Origin of the sequence: Sphingomonas sp. dw_22, assembly GCF_018449795.1 — a bacterium.
In the GTDB taxonomy this organism is placed as follows: Bacteria; Pseudomonadota; Alphaproteobacteria; order Sphingomonadales; family Sphingomonadaceae; genus Sphingomonas.
The window spans coordinates 56,403-75,502 of the sequence record NZ_JAAVVE010000010.1 but is presented as its reverse complement, the minus strand read 5'-3'; the positions used below and the strand labels follow the sequence as shown (position 1 = coordinate 75,502).

18 protein-coding genes are annotated in these 19,100 nt (G+C 66.5%); 12 read left to right on the top strand and 6 right to left on the bottom strand.

Annotation, left to right across the window (positions count from 1 at the left end; translation table 11 throughout):
• Positions 1 to 96 precede the first annotated feature (96 nt).
• On the bottom strand, positions 97 to 666 hold the full coding sequence (locus tag HB724_RS06960; protein ID WP_213980186.1) for an NAD(P)H-dependent oxidoreductase: 570 nt from the start codon (positions 664 to 666) through the stop codon (positions 97 to 99).
• A 95-nt stretch (positions 667 to 761) separates the two neighbouring features.
• Between HB724_RS06960 and typA the strand changes: the two genes are divergently transcribed.
• Entirely contained in the window at positions 762 to 2,582 is a 1,821-nt protein-coding gene (gene typA / locus HB724_RS06955) for a translational GTPase TypA (protein ID WP_213980185.1), read from the top strand.
• A 171-nt stretch (positions 2,583 to 2,753) separates the two neighbouring features.
• Here typA and HB724_RS06950 read toward each other — a convergent pair whose 3' ends face one another.
• Positions 2,754 to 3,647 (bottom strand): LysR family transcriptional regulator, encoded by an 894-nt coding sequence (locus tag HB724_RS06950; protein WP_213980184.1) that lies wholly within the window; start codon positions 3,645 to 3,647, stop codon positions 2,754 to 2,756.
• 90 nt (positions 3,648 to 3,737) lie between these two features.
• On the opposite strand from HB724_RS06950, the gene HB724_RS06945 reads away from it, so the two are divergent.
• A complete protein-coding gene (locus HB724_RS06945) occupies positions 3,738 to 4,679 on the top strand; it encodes an NAD-dependent epimerase/dehydratase family protein (RefSeq protein ID WP_213980183.1) in 942 nt (313 codons plus the stop codon).
• Between the two features lie 40 nt (positions 4,680 to 4,719).
• Here the strand turns inward: HB724_RS06945 and HB724_RS06940 are convergent, their stop codons facing one another.
• Positions 4,720 to 5,109, bottom strand: a complete 390-nt coding sequence (locus HB724_RS06940; RefSeq protein ID WP_213980182.1) for a DUF4168 domain-containing protein — start codon at positions 5,107 to 5,109, stop codon at positions 4,720 to 4,722.
• Between the two features lie 176 nt (positions 5,110 to 5,285).
• On the opposite strand from HB724_RS06940, the gene rlmN reads away from it, so the two are divergent.
• Positions 5,286 to 6,494: a 23S rRNA (adenine(2503)-C(2))-methyltransferase RlmN gene (rlmN, locus tag HB724_RS06935; protein WP_213980181.1), complete on the top strand. Its 1,209-nt coding sequence runs from the start codon at positions 5,286 to 5,288 to the stop codon at positions 6,492 to 6,494.
• A 131-nt stretch (positions 6,495 to 6,625) separates the two neighbouring features.
• A complete protein-coding gene (locus tag HB724_RS06930; protein ID WP_346344683.1) occupies positions 6,626 to 7,387 on the top strand; it encodes a sulfite exporter TauE/SafE family protein in 762 nt (253 codons plus the stop codon).
• Positions 7,388 to 7,390: 3 nt separating this feature from the next.
• On the opposite strand, the gene HB724_RS06925 is transcribed toward HB724_RS06930, so the two are convergent.
• Positions 7,391 to 8,011 (bottom strand): flavin reductase family protein, encoded by a 621-nt coding sequence (locus tag HB724_RS06925; RefSeq protein WP_213980180.1) that lies wholly within the window; start codon positions 8,009 to 8,011, stop codon positions 7,391 to 7,393.
• A 54-nt stretch (positions 8,012 to 8,065) separates the two neighbouring features.
• Here HB724_RS06925 and HB724_RS06920 point away from each other — a divergent pair, with 54 nt between their 5' ends.
• From HB724_RS06920 to HB724_RS06905, 4 genes are all read left to right on the top strand, one after another.
• A complete protein-coding gene (locus tag HB724_RS06920; RefSeq protein ID WP_213980179.1) occupies positions 8,066 to 8,803 on the top strand; it encodes a cytochrome b/b6 domain-containing protein in 738 nt (245 codons plus the stop codon).
• Complete coding sequence (locus HB724_RS06915) at positions 8,800 to 9,531, top strand: molybdopterin-dependent oxidoreductase (protein ID WP_213980178.1); 732 nt, start codon at positions 8,800 to 8,802, stop codon at positions 9,529 to 9,531. The genes HB724_RS06920 and HB724_RS06915 overlap by 4 nt, the downstream gene beginning before the upstream one ends.
• Before the next feature lie 80 nt (positions 9,532 to 9,611).
• The gene (locus HB724_RS06910) at positions 9,612 to 10,844 is read left to right on the top strand and encodes a cyclopropane-fatty-acyl-phospholipid synthase family protein (RefSeq protein WP_213980177.1); all 1,233 of its coding nucleotides are present in this window, start codon (positions 9,612 to 9,614) and stop codon (positions 10,842 to 10,844) included.
• Positions 10,845 to 10,996: 152 nt separating this feature from the next.
• Positions 10,997 to 12,214, top strand: coding sequence for an argininosuccinate synthase (locus tag HB724_RS06905; protein ID WP_213980176.1), 1,218 nt, complete (start codon positions 10,997 to 10,999; stop codon positions 12,212 to 12,214).
• Between the two features lie 153 nt (positions 12,215 to 12,367).
• Here HB724_RS06905 and HB724_RS06900 read toward each other — a convergent pair whose 3' ends face one another.
• On the bottom strand, positions 12,368 to 13,576 hold the full coding sequence (locus HB724_RS06900; protein WP_213980175.1) for an LL-diaminopimelate aminotransferase: 1,209 nt from the start codon (positions 13,574 to 13,576) through the stop codon (positions 12,368 to 12,370).
• A gap of 128 nt (positions 13,577 to 13,704) precedes the next feature.
• On the opposite strand from HB724_RS06900, the gene phaC reads away from it, so the two are divergent.
• The 3 genes from phaC to clpS all read left to right on the top strand — a co-directional run bounded on the left by phaC (position 13,705) and on the right by clpS (position 16,851).
• Positions 13,705 to 15,441, top strand: coding sequence for a class I poly(R)-hydroxyalkanoic acid synthase (phaC, locus tag HB724_RS06895; RefSeq protein ID WP_213980174.1), 1,737 nt, complete (start codon positions 13,705 to 13,707; stop codon positions 15,439 to 15,441).
• A 237-nt stretch (positions 15,442 to 15,678) separates the two neighbouring features.
• Complete coding sequence (locus HB724_RS06890; RefSeq protein ID WP_346344682.1) at positions 15,679 to 16,287, top strand: phasin family protein; 609 nt, start codon at positions 15,679 to 15,681, stop codon at positions 16,285 to 16,287.
• 231 nt (positions 16,288 to 16,518) lie between these two features.
• Complete coding sequence (gene clpS, locus HB724_RS06885; RefSeq protein ID WP_213980229.1) at positions 16,519 to 16,851, top strand: ATP-dependent Clp protease adapter ClpS; 333 nt, start codon at positions 16,519 to 16,521, stop codon at positions 16,849 to 16,851.
• Positions 16,852 to 16,914: 63 nt separating this feature from the next.
• Here the strand turns inward: clpS and HB724_RS06880 are convergent, their stop codons facing one another.
• Positions 16,915 to 17,649, bottom strand: a complete 735-nt coding sequence (locus HB724_RS06880) for a Crp/Fnr family transcriptional regulator (protein WP_346344681.1) — start codon at positions 17,647 to 17,649, stop codon at positions 16,915 to 16,917.
• A 122-nt stretch (positions 17,650 to 17,771) separates the two neighbouring features.
• Here HB724_RS06880 and murA point away from each other — a divergent pair, with 122 nt between their 5' ends.
• Positions 17,772 to 19,055, top strand: coding sequence for a UDP-N-acetylglucosamine 1-carboxyvinyltransferase (gene murA / locus HB724_RS06875; protein WP_213980172.1), 1,284 nt, complete (start codon positions 17,772 to 17,774; stop codon positions 19,053 to 19,055).
• Positions 19,056 to 19,100: the final 45 nt, after the last annotated feature.

Below are 19,100 nucleotides of genomic sequence, written 5' to 3'. Positions count from 1 at the left end.
TTGCCGCTTCTATCCAAGTGTGTCAGTTAGATAGTACACTACACGGGAAACGCCAAGGGCTGCGGAGATACGCGCCAATCACCTCATTTTCCGGCTCTAGCTCGTGCGTCCCGCCTTCAGCGTCCGTCCCCACCAGGCCAGCTCGTCGAACAGATGCCCCAGCCGCTGGTTGTCCTTGTCGTCGCCCAGGAAGCGGTCGCCCTGGCGCTTGGCGCCCGCGCCGGTCAGGTGGATCGCGGCTTCCAGCGGCGCCATCTGCAGCTCCACCGCGTTCAGCCGCAATTGCTCGACCGAGCGCGCCCCGCCCATCCCGCCATAGGCGACGAACGCCACCGGTTTGCGGTTCCACTCGGCATAGACGGTGTCGAGCGCGTTCTTCAGCACCGCGCTCGGCCCGTGATTATATTCGGGCGCCACCAGGATATAGCCGTCGGCCGTGCCGATCTTCCCGGCCCAGCGCTGCTGCAAGGGATCGGCATAGCCGCCCATCGCCGGCGGCCTGGGGTGCCAGAAGAAGGGCAGATCCCAGTCCTTGAGGTCGATCGCCTCGCAGGCCAGGTCTTCGCGCAGGGCCGCCTGCTCCATCACCCAATGCGCGATCGGAAGCGCCATCCGCCCCTCGCGCACGCTGCCGATGATGACCTGGATTGCAACTGGTTCCGGCATAACTATCTCCATGGTTCCGCTTGCCCTTCCCGCAACGCACAAATTCGGCTATGGGCGCCCGCGATAACGCGCTCCCGCGACATTCAGGATAATGTATGAATCTTCGTAACGTGGCGATCATCGCCCACGTCGATCACGGCAAGACCACGCTAGTCGACCAGCTTTTCCGTCAGTCCGGCACGTTCCGCGACAACCAGCGCATCGAAGAGCGGGCGATGGATTCGAACGATCTCGAGAAAGAGCGCGGGATCACCATCCTCGCCAAGTGCACCTCGGTGGACTGGGAGGGCACGCGGATCAACATCGTCGATACCCCCGGCCACGCCGATTTCGGCGGCGAGGTGGAGCGCATCCTGTCGATGGTCGACGGCGTGATCCTGCTGGTCGATTCGTCCGAGGGCGCGATGCCGCAGACCAAGTTCGTCACCGGCAAGGCGCTGGCGCTGGGCCTGCGCCCGATCGTCGTCGTCAACAAGATCGATCGCCCGGACGAGCGCATCCAGGAAGTGCTCGACGAGGTGTTCGACCTGTTCGTGAGCCTCGATGCCACCGACGAGCAGCTCGACTTCCCCGTGCTCTATGCCTCGGGCCGCAATGGCTATGCCAATGACGATCATTCCTTGCGCGAAGGCACGCTGGCGCCCTTGTTCAACAAGATCGTCGAGCATGTGCCCGCGCCGTCGGCCGATCCGGACGGTCCGTTCAAGTTCCTGGTGACGCTGCTCGATCGCGACAATTTCCTCGGCCGCATCCTCACCGGCCTGGTCTTCTCCGGCTCGGTCAAGACCAACCAGCAGATCCATGCGCTCGATAACGACGGCAACGTCGTCGAGACGGGCCGCGCGTCGAAGATCATGACCTTCCGCGGGCTGGAGCGCGTGCCGACCGAAGAGGCGCAGGCCGGCGACATCATCAGCCTGGCTGGCCTGACCACCGCCACGGTCTCGAACACGATCTGCGATCCCAGCGTCAGCGAGCCGCTCCACGCCCAGCCGATCGATCCGCCGACGCTGTCGATGCGCTTCGCCGTCAACGATTCGCCGATGGCGGGGCGCGAGGGCAGCAAGGTGACGTCGCGCATGATCCGCGACCGCCTGTTCCGCGAAGCCGAATCGAACGTCGCGATCAAGGTCACCGAGGCCGACGACCGCGATTCCTACGAAGTCGCCGGCCGCGGCGAGCTCCAGCTCGGCGTGCTGATCGAGACGATGCGCCGCGAGGGCTTCGAGCTCGGCATCAGCCGTCCGCGCGTGCTGTTCCGCGAGGAGGACGGCAAGAAGACCGAGCCCTACGAGACCGTCATCATCGACGTGGACGAGGAATATTCGGGCACGGTCGTCGAGAAGATGAACATCCGCAAGGCCGAGATGACCGACATGCGTCCCTCGGGCGGCGGCAAGACCCGCATCACCTTCTCGGCGCCCAGCCGCGGCATGATCGGCTATCACGGCGAGTTCCTGTCGGACACGCGCGGAACTGGCATCATGAACCGGCTGTTCGAGAAATACGGTCCCCACAAGGGCAATATCGAAGGCCGCAAGAACGGCGTGCTGATCTCGAACGGCGCGGGCGAGGCCAACAGCTACGCGCTGGGTCCGCTCGAGGAGCGCGGCATCCTGTTCGTCGGGCACGGCGAGGCGCTGTACGAGGGCATGATCGTCGGCGAGAACGCCAAGCCGGATGACCTCGAGGTCAATCCGATGAAGGCGAAGCAGCTCACCAACTTCCGCGCCTCGGGCGGCAAGGACGATGCGATTCGCCTGACGCCGCCGAAGAAGATGACGCTGGAGCAGGCGATCGCCTATATCGACGACGACGAAATGGTCGAAGTCACGCCCAAGTCGATCCGGCTGCGCAAGCGCCACCTCGATCCGCACGAGCGCAAGAAGGCCTCGCGCGCCAAGGCCGCGGCCTGATCGGCTTCGGCCGGGCCTATCGGTCCCGCTGGAATACGGCCCGGTTCGGATCCCCCGAACCGGGCCGTTCTGCTTTTTGGGGGACTCTCAGGGCTCCATAGAAATCGTCATCCCCGCCTGCGCGGGGATGACGTTTGCTTTGGCTACGATCCGAGCGGGGCGCCGCATCTTTCATCCGATATAGGTCCGAAGCCCCGCCACCAGCGCATCGAACACCGCGCGCACGCGGGCGACGTTCCGCAGATCCTCATGGCAGACCACCCAGGTCTCCAGGTTGAAGACCAGCGCTTCCGGCAGCAGCCGCACCAGCCCGTCGCGTGCGCCCAACCCGGTCTGGCAGAAGCCCAGGCCCAGCCCGGCGCGGATCGCCGCGAGCTGGGCGAGGTCGCTCTCGCTGCGGAAGGCGAAATCCTCGATCCACACGTCGAAGCCCTGGTCCTGCAAGCTGCGCAGGGCCGGGCTGTCGCGCTCCACGCCGATCAATGCATGGTTGGGGAGGTCGTCCAGTGTCGCGGGCGTGCCCCTGCGCGCCAGATAGTCCGGATGCGCGTGCAGCCCCAGCACCACGACGCCGATCCGCCGGGCGAGCAGCGCCTCCTGCCGCGGCGGGACCATCCGCACCGCGATATCGGCCTCGCGCCGCAACAGGTCTTCGTTGCGGTTGCTCGGGCTGAGCTCGATCACCAGCGCCGGATGCGCGCGCATCAGCTCGGAGAGGATCGCGGGCAGCACTTCGATCGCGATCACGTCGCTTGCCGAGATCCGCACCGTGCCCGCCACCTCATGCGCGTCGGCCGAGGCGGAGCGGATGAACGCATCGGCCGCCATCGCCATCGCGCGGGCATGCTCGCTCAGCGCATGGGCACGCTCGGTCGGCAGCAGCCCGCTGGGCGAGCGCGTGAACAAGGGCGCGCCGATCTGCGCCTCCAGCTCCTCGATCCGCCGCCGGACAGTCGGCTGGGCGATGCCGATCCGCCGCGCGGCGGCGGACAGGCTGCCCTCGCTCATCACCGCCAGGAACGCCCGCTGGCGCTCCCAATCCACGCCCGAATCGAGTGAGCTCATATATTTTTGATAGGCGAGCTGAAAATGTTCGGCAATTTTATTCCAGCGCGTTTGCCCGCATCTTCGCCCGGCAATCAAGAGGAAGCGAAGATGGAAAAGACGGTATTGGTGCTCGGGGCGACGGGCGGCGTGGGTGGCGAGACGGCGCGGGCGCTGCTGCGCCATGGCTGGAAGGTGCGCGGGCTGACCCGCGCGGTCCGGCCGGGCATGGACCCGGAGATCGCGTGGTTCGAAGGCGATGCGATGGACCGCCCCGCCGTACTGCACGCCGCCGACGGGGTGGACGCGATCGTCCATGCGGTGAACCCGCCGGGCTATCGCGACTGGGAGCGGCTGGTGCTGCCGATGCTCGACAACAGCATCGCCGCCGCGCTCGCCAACGATGCGCGGCTCGCGCTGCCGGGCACGATCTACAATTACGATCCCGCCGAGACGCCGGTGGCGAAGCCCGATTCGCCGCAACATCCCTCCACCCGCAAGGGCCGCATCCGGGGCGAGATGGAGAAGCGCCTGGAGGCGTCCGGCGCGCGCGTCGTCATCCTGCGCGCCGGCGATTTCTTCGGGCCGCGGCCGGGCAACAGCTGGCTGTCGCAGGGCATGGTGAAGCCCGGCAAGCCGGTCACCGCGGTCACCAATCCGGGGAGCAGGGGAGTTGGCCATGCCTGGGCCTATCTGCCCGATGTCGGCGAGACCTTCGCCCGGCTGCTGGACCGGGATCGCGAGCTGCCCCGCTTCGCCCGCTATCATTTCGCCGGCTTCTGGGACCATGACGGCGAGGATTTCGCGAGCTGGGTCGCCGTGGCGGCCGGCGCCCCCCAGGCGAAGATCCGGCGCATGCCCTGGGCGCTGCTGCCGCTGATCGCGCCGTTCAACCCGACGCTGAAGGAACTGATCGAGATGCGCACCTATTGGCGGCACCCGCTCAGGCTCGACAATCGCGACCTGGTCGAGCTGCTCGGCGAGGAGCCGCACACTCCGCTGGAGGAGGCGCTGCCTGTCACGCTCAGGGCGCTGGGCTGCGTTCCCGCTTGAAGGCCCAGGGCGGCGGCCGGTGACGCCGCCGCCCCAAGGCTTATTGCGGCGCCGGTGCCGTCGCGGCGGGTTGCTGTTCCGCCGCCGCCTTCTGGATGCGCTGGTTGAGCACCGGATCGGCCTGCATCGCCTGGCCGATCTCGTTGAAGCGCGTCGGCTCCAGGCCGGAGCTCGTCACCGCCTCGGCCATCTTGGTGTTCTTGTCCGCCGCGGCGATCGTGGTGTCCTTGTTGATTTTTTCGATGGCCAGCGCCGCGGTGGCGAACTGAGTCACCTCCGCATCGGTCACGGTGGCCGGTGCCGCCGATGCGGCGGGCGCCGCCGGAGTGGCCGGCTCGGGCGCGGTCTGGGTGGGGGTGTCCTGGGCGAAGGCCGCCGGCGAGCTCAGAAGAGTCGCGCCCAAGGCCATCATCGAGATGCGAAATTTCATGTCCAACTCCAAATTGAGGGCTATTCCCGCGCCCAAGCTGGACAGCCGCGACCGCTCCCGGCAACCCTTTGCGCGGTGCGTCGTGGCATAAGCGGGATAAGGTTACCCGGCGCGTCACCATCGGCGATGCGGCGCGGGAGTGGAATTCCGGTGCGGAATCGCCTACATGGCGCCCCATGCAGACAGTGTCGGCCGCCCTTATGCCCATTCCGGGGCACATCGATCCCGTGCCCGTACCGCGCGCCTTCGTGCCGCGCAGCGACGGCCGCATCGACTTGCTCGGCCTTTCCAAGGCCGATCTGCGCATGGCGCTGGAGACCTCGCAGCTCGAGCCGAAACAGGCCAAGCTGCGCGCCAAGCAGCTCTGGCACTGGATCTACAATCGCGGCGCCACCGAATTTTCGAAGATGACCGACATCTCGAAGGCGATGCACCCCTGGCTGGAGCAACGCTTCGTGATCTCGCGGCCGGAAGTGGTCGAGGCGCAGATCTCGACCGACGGCACGCGCAAATGGCTGCTGCGATCGGACGACGGCCAGGATTACGAGATGGTCTTCATCCCCGATGCGGATCGCGGCACGCTCTGCGTCTCCTCGCAGGTCGGCTGCACGCTCAATTGCCGCTTCTGCCACACCGGCACGATGCGGCTGGTGCGCAACCTGGTGCCGGCCGAGATCGTCGGCCAGGTGATGCTGGCGCGCGACGCGCTCGGCGAATGGCCGAGCCAGCCCGAGGGCCGCATGCTCACCAACATCGTGATGATGGGCATGGGCGAGCCGCTCTATAATTTCGACAATGTCCGCGACGCGCTGAAGCTGGTGATGGACGGCGACGGCCTCGCGCTCTCCAAGCGCCGCATCACCCTCTCCACCTCGGGCGTGGTGCCGATGATGGCGCGTGCGGGCGAGGAGATCGGCGTGAACCTCGCGGTCTCGCTCCATGCGGTGACCAAGGAAGTGCGCGACGAGATCGTGCCGCTGAACCGCAAATACGGCATCGAGGAGCTGCTCCAGGCCTGCGCCGACTATCCCGGCGCCAACAATGCCCGCCGCATCACCTTCGAATATGTGATGCTGAGGGACAAGAACGACAGCGACGCCGATGCGCACGAGCTTGTCCGCCTCATCAAGAAGTACAAGCTGCCCGCCAAGGTGAACCTGATCCCGTTCAATCCCTGGCCCGGCGCCCCCTATGAAACCTCGACGCCGGAGCGGGTCCGCGCCTTCTCGAACATCGTGTTCGAGGCGGGCATCTCGGCGCCGGTGCGCACGCCGCGCGGGCGCGACATCGACGCCGCCTGCGGCCAGCTCAAAACCGCGTCGGAGAAGAAGAGCCGCGCCGAGCTGGACCGGATGGCCGCGGAGAAGATGGCGGCGCTGGGCTGAATCGCCTCGGTTCGTCCCCCCGAACTGGTTAGATATATCTCTTTCCCGGCGCAGGCCGGGGAAGAGTGCATGGCTTGTTCCAAGGCCAAAACTCTCCCAACGGATGACCTGGCAGGAAACGGGCGGGGCACGTGATCGAAGCTGTGGATGACCTTCTCCTCGCGGCCGCCGCGGGTGTGCTCGGCGGCGCGATGAACGCGCTCGCCGGCGGCGGCACCTTCGCGACGCTGCCGGTGCTGATCGCGCTGGGATTGCCCGCGAACGTGGCCAACGCCACCTCGAACGTCGCTTTGCTTCCCGGTGCCGGCGCGAGCGCCTGGGAGTTTCGCGACGAGCTGGCGCCGGTGGCGGGGCTCGACGTGCGGGTGCTGGCCGGCATCACCTTCGCTGGCGGGCTGGTCGGCAGCGTGCTGCTGGTGATCACGCCGTCGCGCGCCTTCGATTTCATCATCCCCTGGCTGCTGCTGGCCGCCTTCCTGGCGATCGCGATGGGGCGACGCGCGTCGGACTGGCTGCGCGCCCGCGTGACGATCGGCCGGCGCACGCTGATGATCGCCCAGTCGCTGCTCGGCATCTATGGCGGCTATTTCGGCGGCGGCGTGGGGCTGATGACCACTGCCACCTATGGCCTGCTCGCGGGCGCCGATCCGCGCTCGCTCTTCTCGATCCGCACGCTGATGCTGGCGGTCGCCAATCTCGCCGCCGCGATCGTGTTCATCGCGGGCGGACTGGTGCGCTGGCTCTTCTGCCTGCCGATGCTGCTGGGCGCGATCCTGGGCGGCTGGCTGGGCGCGAAGCTGGGCAAGCGGCTGCCCCATGGGCTGGTCCGGCTCTGGACGCTGGCGGTGACCGGAGTCACCACCGTCGTCTTCTTCCTGCGCGCCTATGGCTGAGGATCAGCCCGGGCGGCGCATCCGGAACAGGGCATCCTCGGCAATCTCGAAATAATCGGCCGGGCCGCCGCCGCGCAGGATCGGGTGCGGGCGGGCGGTCTGGTAGACGCCGTCCTCCAGCATCGCGGTGTCGATATGGATGCCCACCGCCTCGCCCAGCACCAGCCATTGGTCGAGCTCGCGGCCTTCCTTGGTCTGGAGCCGCACGATCTGCGTCAGCCTGCATTCGAACTGGACCGGGCTGCCCGCGACGCGATCGGGCTTCACCAGCCGCGAGGGCAGCGTGTCGAGCCCCGCGAGCGCGAACTCGTCCACCTCCGGCCCCACCGTCGCCGAGCTGGCGTTCATCGCCCCGGCCTGGGCGCGCGTCGCCAGGTTCCACACGAACTCGCCGGTCGCCTCCACATTGGCGACGCTGTCCTTCCAGCCCATCGACGAGAAGCCGATGATCGGCGGGAAATAGTTGAAGGCGTTGAAGAAGCTGTAGGGCGCCAGGTTGCGCACGCCCTCGGCCGAGACGGTGCTGATCCAGCCGATCGGGCGCGGGGCGACGATCGCGTTGAGCGGATCATGGGCCAGGCGATGGCCCTGTGCGGGCTCGTAGAAATGGAAATCGGTGGTCATCGGGGCTTGCGAATCCTTTTGGTCCAGCCGCGCGATAGCCTATATCGCGCGGACATGGAGAGCGCGGAGAGGACGGACGATCGGAAAGCGGCGACGCCGCCCACCGTCTATCGCCACCGCCTCGTCACCCGCCTCTGGCATTGGGTCAATGCGCTGGCGGTCTTCATCATGATCGGCAGCGGCCTGATGATCTTCAATGCGCATCCGCGCCTCTATTGGGGGCAATATGGCGCGAACTGGGACCATGCGTGGCTGGAGCTGCCCCGCTTCCCCGGCTGGGCGACGCTCCCGTCCTACTACAGCCTGTCGGGCGCGCGGCACTGGCATCTGTTCTTCGCGCTGGTGCTGGGGTTCGGGCTGCTGGCCTATATGGTGCTGAGCCTGCTCAACCGGCATTTCGCGCGCGACCTGCGCATCCGCCCGGCCGAGCTGGCGCCGCGCCACCTCTGGGCCGATCTCAAGGCGCATCTCGCGCTGCGCTTCCACGATCCCGCCGATCCGCAGGCGTACAACATCTTCCAGAAGCTCGCTTATGCCGGGGTGGTCTTCGTGCTGCTGCCGGTGCTGATCCTCTCCGGCCTGGCGCTCTCGCCCAATATGGACGCGGCCTGGCCCTGGCTGATCGATGTGTTCGGCGGCCGCCAGTCGGCGCGATCGGTCCATTTCATCGCGATGGCGTTGACGACGCTCTTCATCCTTGTCCATTTGACTTTGGTGCTGCTCGCCGGGCCGATCGACGAAGTGCGATCGATGATCACCGGCTGGTGGCGCGTGCCCGGGGAGGACGCATGATTACCCGCCGCAACGCGCTGATCCTCGGCGCCGGCGGGCTGCTCGCCGGGTGCAACCGCTTCACCAACGATCCCTGGCTGCTGAGCGCCGAGGATGCGCACCGCTTCCTCCAGCGTTCGATCACCGGCCGCGCGGCCCAGGCCCGCGAGTTCCGCGCCGAGCAGCGCAGCCCGTTCTTCCGCGTCAACGGCACCGCCAATCCGAACACGCCCGAATATAACGCGCTCGCCGCCGGCCGCTTCGCCGATTGGCGGTTGCAGGTCGACGGACTGGTGGCCCGGCCGCTGTCGCTGTCGCTCGCCCAGCTCCAGTCGATGCCGCAGCGCGCGCAGATCACCCGGCACGACTGCGTCGAGGGCTGGAGCGCGATCGGCAAATGGCAGGGGCCGCGGCTCGATACGGTGCTGAACCTGGCCGGGCTGCGCGACGCCGCGCGCTACATCGTCTTCCACTGTGCCGACCGGTTCGGGCCGCACGCCTATTACGAGTCGATCGACCTGGTCGATGCCTTCCACCCGCAGACGATCCTCGCCTGGGCGATGAACGACCGCTATCTCTCGGTCGGGCACGGCGCGCCGATCCGGCTGCGCGTCGAACGGCAGCTCGGCTACAAACAGGCCAAATATGTCATGCGGATCGAAGCGGTCGCCTCGCTTGCCGGGATCGGCGCGGGCAAGGGCGGCTATTGGGAGGATTCGAACGGCTATGAATGGTATGCCGGTATCTGAGCCGCCGGTCGCGGGTTTGCCACGGCGCGGAAAGGCGTTACGGGGATAAGTCAGACACAAAAGCCGGGTACGCATAACCGATGGCGTTGATCGACCGTTTTCTTTCGCGCGCAATCAAGCGCGGCCAACTCACCATCCTGCGCGCCGACGGCACCTCCGCCAGTTTCGGTGCGCCCGATCCGGACCTCAAGCCGGTGACGATCCGCTTCGGCCGCGGTGCCGAGGGGCGGATCGTGCGCGATCCCGCGCTGGGCGCGGCCGAGACCTATATGGACGGCTCGATGGCGTTCGAGCAGGGCGACATTTTCGACCTGCTGATGATGGCGACCGCGAACAACAAATGGGAAAAGAGCGATTCCGCCCTGAGCCCGTCGCGGCTGAGCCTGGTCGCGGGCAAGGTCGCCCACATGATCGGCCGCTACAACATGGCGCGCAGCGCCAAGCGCAACGTCGCCCATCATTACGACCTGTCGGCGCGGCTCTACGATCTCTTCCTCGACGCCGACCGGCAGTATAGCTGCGCCTATTACACCGATCCCGCGAACAGCCTGGAGCAGGCGCAGAGCGACAAGAAGGCGCATATCGTCGCCAAGCTCGCGATCGGGCCGGGCATGAAGGTGCTCGACATCGGCTGCGGCTGGGGCGGCATGGCGCTCTATATCCACCGCAAGACCGGCGCCGAGGTGCTGGGCATCACCCTGTCCGAGGAGCAGCTCAAGATCGCCCGCGAGCGCGCCGAGGCGGAGGGCGTGGCCGACAAGGTGAAGTTCGAGCTGATCGACTATCGCGCCCTCCAGGGGCAGTTCGACCGGATCGTCTCGGTCGGCATGTTCGAGCATGTCGGCACGCCGCAGTTCCGCACCTTCTTCGCCAAGTGCCGCGAGCTGCTGACGCCCGAGGGCGTGATGCTGCTCCACACGATCGGCCGCGCCGACGGGCCGGGCTATACCGACGCCTTCACGCTCAAATACATCTTCCCCGGCGGCTATATCCCGGCGCTGTCGGAAATCGCCAAGGGCTATGAGGGGCTGCGCTTCTTCCTCACCGATGTCGAGGTGCTGCGGCTCCATTACGGCTATACGCTCAAGGCCTGGTACGACCGCACCGTGGCGGCGAAGGACGAGATCGTCCGGCTGTACGACGAGCGCTTCTACCGGATGTGGACCTATTATCTCGCCGGCTCGTGCGTGAGCTTCCTCAACGGCGGACTGGTCAACTATCAGCTCCAGTTCTCGCGCTCGCGCGACGCGCTGCCGATCACGCGCGACTATATGGCCGAGGCCGAGCGGGGGCTGCGCGATCGGGCCGGATAAGCGGCGCCCATCCGGGCGGCCTGGTCCTGTTCCGGGCCATGGCGGCCTTTCCCGAGTCGCTCCGATGCGGGTGCCCCCGCGGCAAAGGTTGCGGAAGCGGCACGTCGCTCGTAAGCGCGCAACCGTTCCCCATCCCCTGGAGTCGCTGCCCCATGTCCGATCAGATCAACCGAGTCGTCCTTGCCTATTCGGGCGGGCTGGACACGAGCGTGATCCTGAAATGGCTCCAGCAGACCTATAATTGCGAGGTCGTCACCTTCACCGCCGATCTGGGCCAGGGCGAGGAGCTGGAGCCCGCGCGCAGGAAGGCCGAGATGGCCGGCGTGAAGCCCGAGCATATCTTCATCGACGATCTGAAGGAGGAGTTCGTCAAGGACTTCGTCTTCCCGATGATGCGTGCGAACGCCTTGTATGAAGGTCTCTATCTTCTCGGGACATCCATTGCCCGGCCGCTGATCGCCAAGCGCCAGATCGAGATCGCCAAGCTGGTCAATGCCGACGCCGTCAGCCACGGCGCGACCGGCAAGGGCAACGACCAGGTCCGCTTCGAGCTCGGCTATTATGCGCTGAACCCGGACATCAAGGTGATCGCGCCGTGGCGCGAATGGGATCTGACCAGCCGCACCCGCCTCATCGAGTTCGCCGAGCAGCACCAGATCCCGGTGAGCAAGGACAAGCGGGGCGAATCGCCCTTCTCGACCGACGCGAACCTTCTCCACACCTCCTCCGAGGGCAAGGTGCTCGAGGATCCGTGGGAGGAAGTCCCCGATTACGTCTATTCGCGCACGGTGAACCCGGAAGACGCGCCGGACGTGCCCGAAGTCATCACGATCGATTTCGAGCGCGGCGACGGCGTGGCGCTGAACGGCGTCGCGATGAGCCCGGCGACGCTGCTCGCGGCGCTCAACGAGCTGGGCCGCAAGCACGGCATCGGCCGCCTCGATCTGGTCGAGAACCGCTTCGTCGGCATGAAGTCGCGCGGCATGTACGAGACGCCGGGCGGCACCATCTATCACCTCGCCCATCGCGGCATCGAGCAGATCACCCTCGATCGCGGCGCAGCGCACCTGAAGGACGAGTTGGCGCCGCGCTATGCCGAGCTGATCTACAACGGCTTCTGGTTCGCGCCCGAGCGCGAGATGCTGCAGGCCGCGATCGATTTCAGCCAGGAAAAGGTGACCGGCACCGTGCGGCTCAAGCTCTACAAGGGCAGCGTCATCGTCACCGGCCGCAAGTCGCCCTATTCGCTCTATTCGGAGAAGGTCGTGACCTTCGAGGACGATCAGGGTGCATACGACCAGCGCGACGCCGCGGGCTTCATCAAGCTCAACGCGCTGCGGCTCCGCCTGCTGGGCCGGCGGGGCCGCTAGTTTTCATCGTCACCCCGGCGGAAGTGCCGGGGTCCACCCATCCGCGGGAGAGCTGCCTGCGATTGCGCGGATAGCGTACCGCAAGGAGTCTTGAAGGGCTCTCCCAGAGGCACAGTGGACCCCGGCACAAGGCCGGGGTGACGAGTTAGTGGTTCACCCCGCGTTCGAGGCGGGCGTGTTGACGCCCATCGATTGCAGGTATTTCCGTACGTTGCGCGCGGCCTGGCGCAGGCGCTGCTCGTTCTCGACCATGGCGATGCGGACAAAGCCCTCGCCATTCTCGCCATAGCCCACGCCCGGCGCCACCGCGACCTTGGCCTCGGTCAGCAGCTGCTTCGAGAACTCCAGCGATCCCAGATGCGCCAGCGCCGGCGGCAGCGGCGCCCAGGCGAACATGCTGGCGGGCGGGGAGGGGATGTCCCACCCCGCGCGGCCGAAGCTCTCGACCAGCACGTCGCGGCGCTTGTGGTAAAGCTGCCGGTTCCGCTCGACGATGTCCTGCGGCCCGTTCAGCGCCGCGCAGGCCGCCGCCTGGATCGGCGTGAAGGCGCCGTAATCGAGGTACGACTTCACCCGGGTCATCGCCGCGATCAGCCGCCTGTTGCCCACCGCGAAGCCCATCCGCCAGCCGGCCATCGAATAGGTCTTGCTGAGCGAGGTGAACTCGACCGCGACGTCCTTCGCGCCCTTCACCTGGAGGATCGAGGGCGTCGGCTTGCCGTCGAAATACAGCTCGGAATAAGCAAGGTCGGACAGGATCCAGACCTGGTTCTCCTTCGCCCAGGCGACCAGCCGCTCGTAAAAGGCGAGATCCACCGTCTCGGCCGTCGGGTTCGACGGATAGTTCACCACCAGCACCGAAGGCCGCGGCACGGTGAAGTTCATCGCGCGCTCGAGGCTCTCGAAATAATGCTCGTCGGGCGTGGTCGGCACCGCGCGGATCGTCGCGCCGGCGATGATGAAGCCGAAGGTGTGGATCGGATAGCTCGGGTTCGGCGCCAGCACGACGTCGCCCGGCGCGGTGATCGCGGTGGCGAGGCTGGCGAGCCCTTCCTTCGATCCCATCGTCACCACGACTTCGCTGTCGGGATCGAGATCGACGCCGAAGCGGCGGCCATAATAGTTCGCCTGGGCCTTGCGCAGGCCGGGAATGCCCTTGGACTGGGAATAGCCGTGCGCGTCGGGCTTGCGCGCGACTTCGCAGAGCTTCTCGATCACATGGTCGGGCGGCGGCAGGTCCGGGTTGCCCATGCCGAGATCGATGATGTCCTCGCCTGCCGCTCGCGCCGCTGCCCGCATGCCGTTGACTTCGGCGATGACATAGGGGGGCAGGCGCTTGATGCGGTAGAACTCTTCGGACATTTCCTCATCTTTCAAGGATTGGAGCGCGGCACCCGAATGTGCCGTGAGGCGGTTTCTACGCCATATGTGCCGCTGCGGGAATGACGAGTTGCACGCGGTGCGCTAAAGCGCTGCTTGAAGAGGATTGCATGGCCGAAACCGCGACTCCGTCCCTCCCCAGCCTCGAAGACCTGCAGCACTGGACCTGGGTGCTCGGCCGCGCGCAGCAGATGATGCTGGAGCATGGGCTCGACATCTTCGATCATGCGCCCGCAGCATCGCCCTTCGGCGCGCTGCTCGATCCCACCGCGGCGATGCGTGCCGGCGCGGGCTTCTGGGCGGATACGATGCAGCTCTGGCAGCGCTTCCTCGATCCCGAGCATGCCCAGCCCTATGAGGAGACGCCCGAACAGGCGAAGGACAAGCGCTTCAAGGCGCCGCAATGGCGCGAGGAGCCGGTCTTCGATTTCCTGCGCCAGAGCTATTTCGTCATCGCCGATCATTTGCTGAAGGGCGTCGACTCGCTCGAAGGCGTCGATCCCAAGCACAAGGACCAGCTCCGCTTCGCGACCAAGGGCTTCATCGACGCGATCAGCCCCACCAATTTCCCCGCGACCAACCCGCAGGTGCTGGAAAAGATCGTCGAGACCAAGGGGGAGAGCCTGCTCAAGGGCCTCCAGCACATGCTGGCGGACATGGCCAAGGGGCAGATGACGCAGACGGCGGACGGCGCGTTCGAGCTGGGCCGCAACCTGGGCGTCACGCCGGGCAAGGTCGTGAAGCGCACCTCGCTCTACGAGCTGATCCAATATGCGCCGGCGACCGAGCAGGTATACGAGACCCCGCTCATCATCTTCCCGCCCTGGATCAACCGCTTCTACATCCTCGATCTGACCCCCGAGAAGAGCTTCATCGCCTGGGCGGTGGCGCAGGGGCTCACCGTGTTCGTCGTCTCGTGGAAATCGGCCGACGCGAGCATGAAGGACGTGGTGTGGGACGATTATGTCGAGCGCGGCCAGATCGACGCGATCGATACGGTGCGCGCGCTGCTCGGCGTCGATGCGGTGCATGCCATCGGCTATTGCGTGGCGGGGACGACGCTGGCGGCGACGCTTGCGGTGCTCGCCGCGCGGGGGCAGGCGGAGAAGGTGAAGAGCGCGACCTTCTTCACCGCGCAGGTCGATTTCTCCGAGTCGGGCGATCTGGAGCTGTTCGTGGACGACGACCAGCTTGCGCTGATCCGCAGCCTGGGCGGCGACGGCTATCTCGACGGGCGCTACATGGCGGCGACGTTCAACCTGCTGCGCGGCCGCGACCTGATCTGGAACTATGTCACCAACAATTATCTGATGGGGCAGGATTATGTGCCCTTCGACCTGCTCCACTGGAATTCGGACGTCACCAACCTGCCGGCGGCCTGGCATCTGAGCTACCTGACCGACCTCTATCGCGACAACAAGCTGGTGACGCCGGGCTTGCTCTCGATCGGCGGCACGCCCGTCGATCTGACCAGGGTGACCATCCCGACCTATATCCAGGCCGGCCGCGAGGACCATATTGCGCCAGCGCAAAGCGTCTGGAAGATCACCCATTATTTCAAGGGACCGCTCAAGTTCGTGCTGGCGGGCTCGGGCCATATCGCCGGCGTGGTGAACCCGCCGGCGGCAGGCAAATACCAGTATTGGACCAACGAGGAACGCGCCGAGACGCTCTCCGAATTTTTTGCGGGAGCAAAGGAGACGAAAGGGAGTTGGTGGCCCGACTGGATCGGCTGGATCGACGCCCAGGACGGGAAGAAGGTGGCTGCAAAGGCTGCACGTGTCCCCGGAAAGGGCAAGTTCAAGGCGATCGAGGACGCGCCCGGAACCTATGTAAGGACGCGGTAAAGCCACGGTTCCGTAACGGAAATGTCTTATGCTGCAGTGCAGCATTTGCCTCTTGCAATCGGCGCGACAAGAGCGTACATGTTGCATCGCAGCAAATTAGCTAGGGGTGCCATAGATATGGCTAGCAAGGGTCCGAAGTCCGGCACGGCGAAGCCTGCCGCTCCGAAGCCCGCGGCGCGAGCGAAGAAGCCGGTCGCGCCCAGGGCTAAGATTGCTGCCCCCGCGGTTGAGAAGCCCGTGCCGGAGCCCGTAGCCGAGACGATCGTCCCGGCCGTGGAAGCAGCACCGCAGGAAATAGTCGAGACTGTCGAAGCCGTGACGGAGCCCGTTGTCGAGGCCGTTACGGAAACCGCAACCACCGCCGCCGTTGCCGAAACGACCGCGGACACCGTCAAGGAAACCGTGAAAATGGCTACCACCGTCGAGAATACCGCCGCCAAGGCCCAGGCTTTCTTCGCCGACTTCAACGACCGCACCAAGGCGGCCGTCGAGAAGTCGACCAAGCTGGTCGAGGAAGCCAATGACTTCGCCAAGGGCAATGTCGAGGCGCTCGTCGAGAGCGGCCGCATCGCCGCCAAGGGCTTCGAGTCGTTCGGCCAGGAAGCCGCCGAGTACAGCCGCAAGTCGTTCGAGACCGCGACCGCCGCGCTGAAGTCGCTCGCCGCCGTCAAGTCGCCGACCGAATTCTTCAAGCTGCAGAGCGATTTCGTTCGCGGCGCCTTCGACTCCTATGTCGCCGAGGCTTCGAAGAACACCGAGTCGCTGCTCAAGCTCGCCGGCGACGCCGCCCAGCCGCTTTCGAACCGCATCGCGGTCGCGGCCGAGAAGGTGAAGACCGCCGCGTAAGCCGAATTTTCCCGCGTATCTGGGAATAGTGAAGGGGCGGCTGCCGAAAGGGCAGCCGCCCCTTTCGTTTTTCGGCGCGGTCCACGCGCTGAACCGGCCGCAATGCCGGAAGTCAGGGCCGGAAGTCAGGGCCGGAAATCAGGGTTATCGCGCCCGTCGGCCTTGCCCTCACCGCAGTGCCATCATATTTTCACGAGACAGATGGCCGAGAACCCCGAAACACTGATCCGCATGGCCGAGGACGGCGACAATGACGACCGGGGCAACGACCCTTCGGTCGGCTTGGCGACGCGCACCCGCACGCGGACCAAGAAGCCGACGCCGTACCGCGTGCTGATGCTCAACGACGATTACACCCCGATGGAGTTCGTGGTGCTCTGCCTCCAGCGCTTCTTCCGGATGAACATGGAGGAGGCGACGCGCGTGATGCTCCACGTCCACCAGCGCGGCGTGGGCGTGTGCGGCGTGTTCAGCTATGAAGTGGCGGAGACCAAGGTGAGCCAGGTGATAGACTTCGCCCGCCAGAACCAGCACCCGCTGCAATGCACGCTGGAAAAGGCGTAACGCGATAGTTCTGTAACGCTGGGCTTCCCACCTTCGCAGGAGCACGGCCCCAGAGACCCCAAATCAACGCGGCTTGGGCAGCCAGCCCAGGTCCAGCCCCTCATACCGGTTCACGTAATTCGCCGCCCGCTTCAGCGCGCGTTCGTCGCGCAGGGTGACGCGGCCCGCCTCGCGCGCGATCAGCCCCTCCTCCTCGAGCTGGCGGAGCATGCGGTTGACATGGACCGCGGTGAGCCCGGTCGCGTCGCCGATTTCCTCCTGCGTCAGCCCCAGCGCGAAGGCGTTGTCGATGCTCTTGTCGATCGCGCGCAGGCGGTTGCGCAGCTCCAGCAGCAGCGCGGCGACGCGGGCCTTGGCGCTGGTGCGGCCGAGCGCGGCCAGCCGGTCGGTCAGCGCGACGCGCTCGATCTGGCTATAGACCAGGACCATGCCCGCAAGCCGCGGATGATCGACCATCAGCTCGGACAGCACCGATCGATCGAACGGGCAGACCACGCAGTCGGAGAGCGCGGACAGCGTCTCAGGCGCCTCGCGGTACATCGCGCTGGAGATGCCGAGCATGTCGCCGGGGAACAGGAAGCGCAGGATCTGCCGGCTGCCGTCGTCGAGCAGCACATAGCTCATCATCAGCCCCTTACGGAGGATGAACAGCTCGCCGCACGCCTCGTTCTCGCGCTGGAGCACCGCCCCGCGGCGCACATGCCGCTGGCGTTCTTCCAGCCTCTCCAGCGCCTCCTGTTCGGAAGGCGTCAGTTCGACCAGCTCGCGCAACACTTCGGCGAAACAACTACCAGACACGCTTTGGACTTCCCCCACCGCGCCTGCAAAGCAGTCCAACGGAATCAATGCATTAAAATCGATCAAGCCCCGAAAAGAGAGCCGCGCTTGCGTGTGTGGCGGGACGGGCTAGAAGCTCGGGCATGGACCGTATCCTCATCCGCGGCGGCAACCGCCTTTCCGGCAAGATCGCTATTTCGGGCGCGAAGAATTCGGCGCTGACGCTGATGCCCTGCGCGCTGCTCACCGATGAGCCGCTGACGCTGCGCAACCTGCCCCGGCTCGCCGATGTCGACAGCTTCGGACACCTGCTGAACGAGCTCGGCGCATCGACCGCGATCGAGGGCACGCGCCCCACCGATTTCGGCCGGGTGATGACGATCCGCGCGGGCCGGCTCACCTCGACGGTCGCGCCCTATGACATCGTGCGGAAAATGCGCGCCTCGATCCTGGTGCTCGGGCCGGTGCTCGGCCGCGCGGGCGAGGCGACGGTGTCGCTCCCCGGCGGCTGCGCGATCGGCAACCGCCCGATCGACCTGCACCTGAAGGCGCTGGAGGCGATCGGCGCCGAGATCGAGCTGGCGGCGGGCTATGTGAAGGCGAGCGCGCCGGGTGGGCGGCTGACGGGCGGCAAGTTCCGCTTCCCCGTCGTCTCGGTCGGCGCGACCGAGAATGCGCTGATGGCGGCGGTGACGGCCAAGGGCGGTACCGTGCTGGAGAATGCGGCGCGTGAACCCGAGATCGTCGATCTGTGCAACATGCTGGTGGCGATGGGCGCGTCGATCCACGGCATCGGCACCGAGACGCTGGAGATCGAGGGCCGCGACCGGCTGCACGGCGCGACCTATGCGGTGATGCCGGACCGGATCGAGGCGGGCAGCTATGCCTGCGCGGCGGCGATCACCGGCGGCGACGTGGAGCTGGTCGGCGCGGCGGCGGGCGACATGCGCGCGACGCTCGACGCGCTGATCGAGGCGGGCGTGATCGTGGAGGAGACGCCGGACGGCATCCGCATCGCCGCGCCCGACGGCATCAAGCCGCTGACACTCTCGACCGCGCCGTTCCCCGGCTTCGCGACCGACATGCAGGCGCAGTTCATGGCGATGCTGTGCAAGGCGGACGGTGCTAGTGTGCTGACCGAGACGATCTTCGAGAACCGCTACATGCACGTGCCCGAGCTGGCGCGGATGGGGGCCAATATCGAGGTCCGGGGCCGCACCGCCGTAGTGCGCGGCGTCGACCGGTTGATCGGCGCGCCGGTGATGGCGACCGATCTGCGCGCCTCGATGAGCCTGATTCTTGCCGGCCTGGTCGCCGAGGGCGAAACCCAGGTGCAGCGCGTCTACCACCTCGATCGCGGTTACGAGCGGCTGGAAGAGAAGCTCCAGGGCGTCGGCGCCGATATCGAGCGGGTGGGGGACGGGTAGAATCTAGATCCTCCCCGGAACGGGGAGGGGGGGACCAGCCGCAGG

Coding starts and splice junctions, on each gene's coding strand:
- HB724_RS06960 (WP_213980186.1), bottom strand. CDS start 666: ATGCCGGAACCAGTTGCAATCCAGGTCATCATCGGCAGCGTGCGCGAG.
- typA (WP_213980185.1), top strand. CDS start 762: ATGAATCTTCGTAACGTGGCGATCATCGCCCACGTCGATCACGGCAAG.
- HB724_RS06950 (WP_213980184.1), bottom strand. CDS start 3,647: ATGAGCTCACTCGATTCGGGCGTGGATTGGGAGCGCCAGCGGGCGTTC.
- HB724_RS06945 (WP_213980183.1), top strand. CDS start 3,738: ATGGAAAAGACGGTATTGGTGCTCGGGGCGACGGGCGGCGTGGGTGGC.
- HB724_RS06940 (WP_213980182.1), bottom strand. CDS start 5,109: ATGAAATTTCGCATCTCGATGATGGCCTTGGGCGCGACTCTTCTGAGC.
- rlmN (WP_213980181.1), top strand. CDS start 5,286: ATGCAGACAGTGTCGGCCGCCCTTATGCCCATTCCGGGGCACATCGAT.
- HB724_RS06925 (WP_213980180.1), bottom strand. CDS start 8,011: ATGACCACCGATTTCCATTTCTACGAGCCCGCACAGGGCCATCGCCTG.
- HB724_RS06920 (WP_213980179.1), top strand. CDS start 8,066: ATGGAGAGCGCGGAGAGGACGGACGATCGGAAAGCGGCGACGCCGCCC.
- HB724_RS06915 (WP_213980178.1), top strand. CDS start 8,800: ATGATTACCCGCCGCAACGCGCTGATCCTCGGCGCCGGCGGGCTGCTC.
- HB724_RS06910 (WP_213980177.1), top strand. CDS start 9,612: ATGGCGTTGATCGACCGTTTTCTTTCGCGCGCAATCAAGCGCGGCCAA.
- HB724_RS06905 (WP_213980176.1), top strand. CDS start 10,997: ATGTCCGATCAGATCAACCGAGTCGTCCTTGCCTATTCGGGCGGGCTG.
- HB724_RS06900 (WP_213980175.1), bottom strand. CDS start 13,576: ATGTCCGAAGAGTTCTACCGCATCAAGCGCCTGCCCCCCTATGTCATC.
- phaC (WP_213980174.1), top strand. CDS start 13,705: ATGGCCGAAACCGCGACTCCGTCCCTCCCCAGCCTCGAAGACCTGCAG.
- clpS (WP_213980229.1), top strand. CDS start 16,519: ATGGCCGAGGACGGCGACAATGACGACCGGGGCAACGACCCTTCGGTC.
- murA (WP_213980172.1), top strand. CDS start 17,772: ATGGACCGTATCCTCATCCGCGGCGGCAACCGCCTTTCCGGCAAGATC.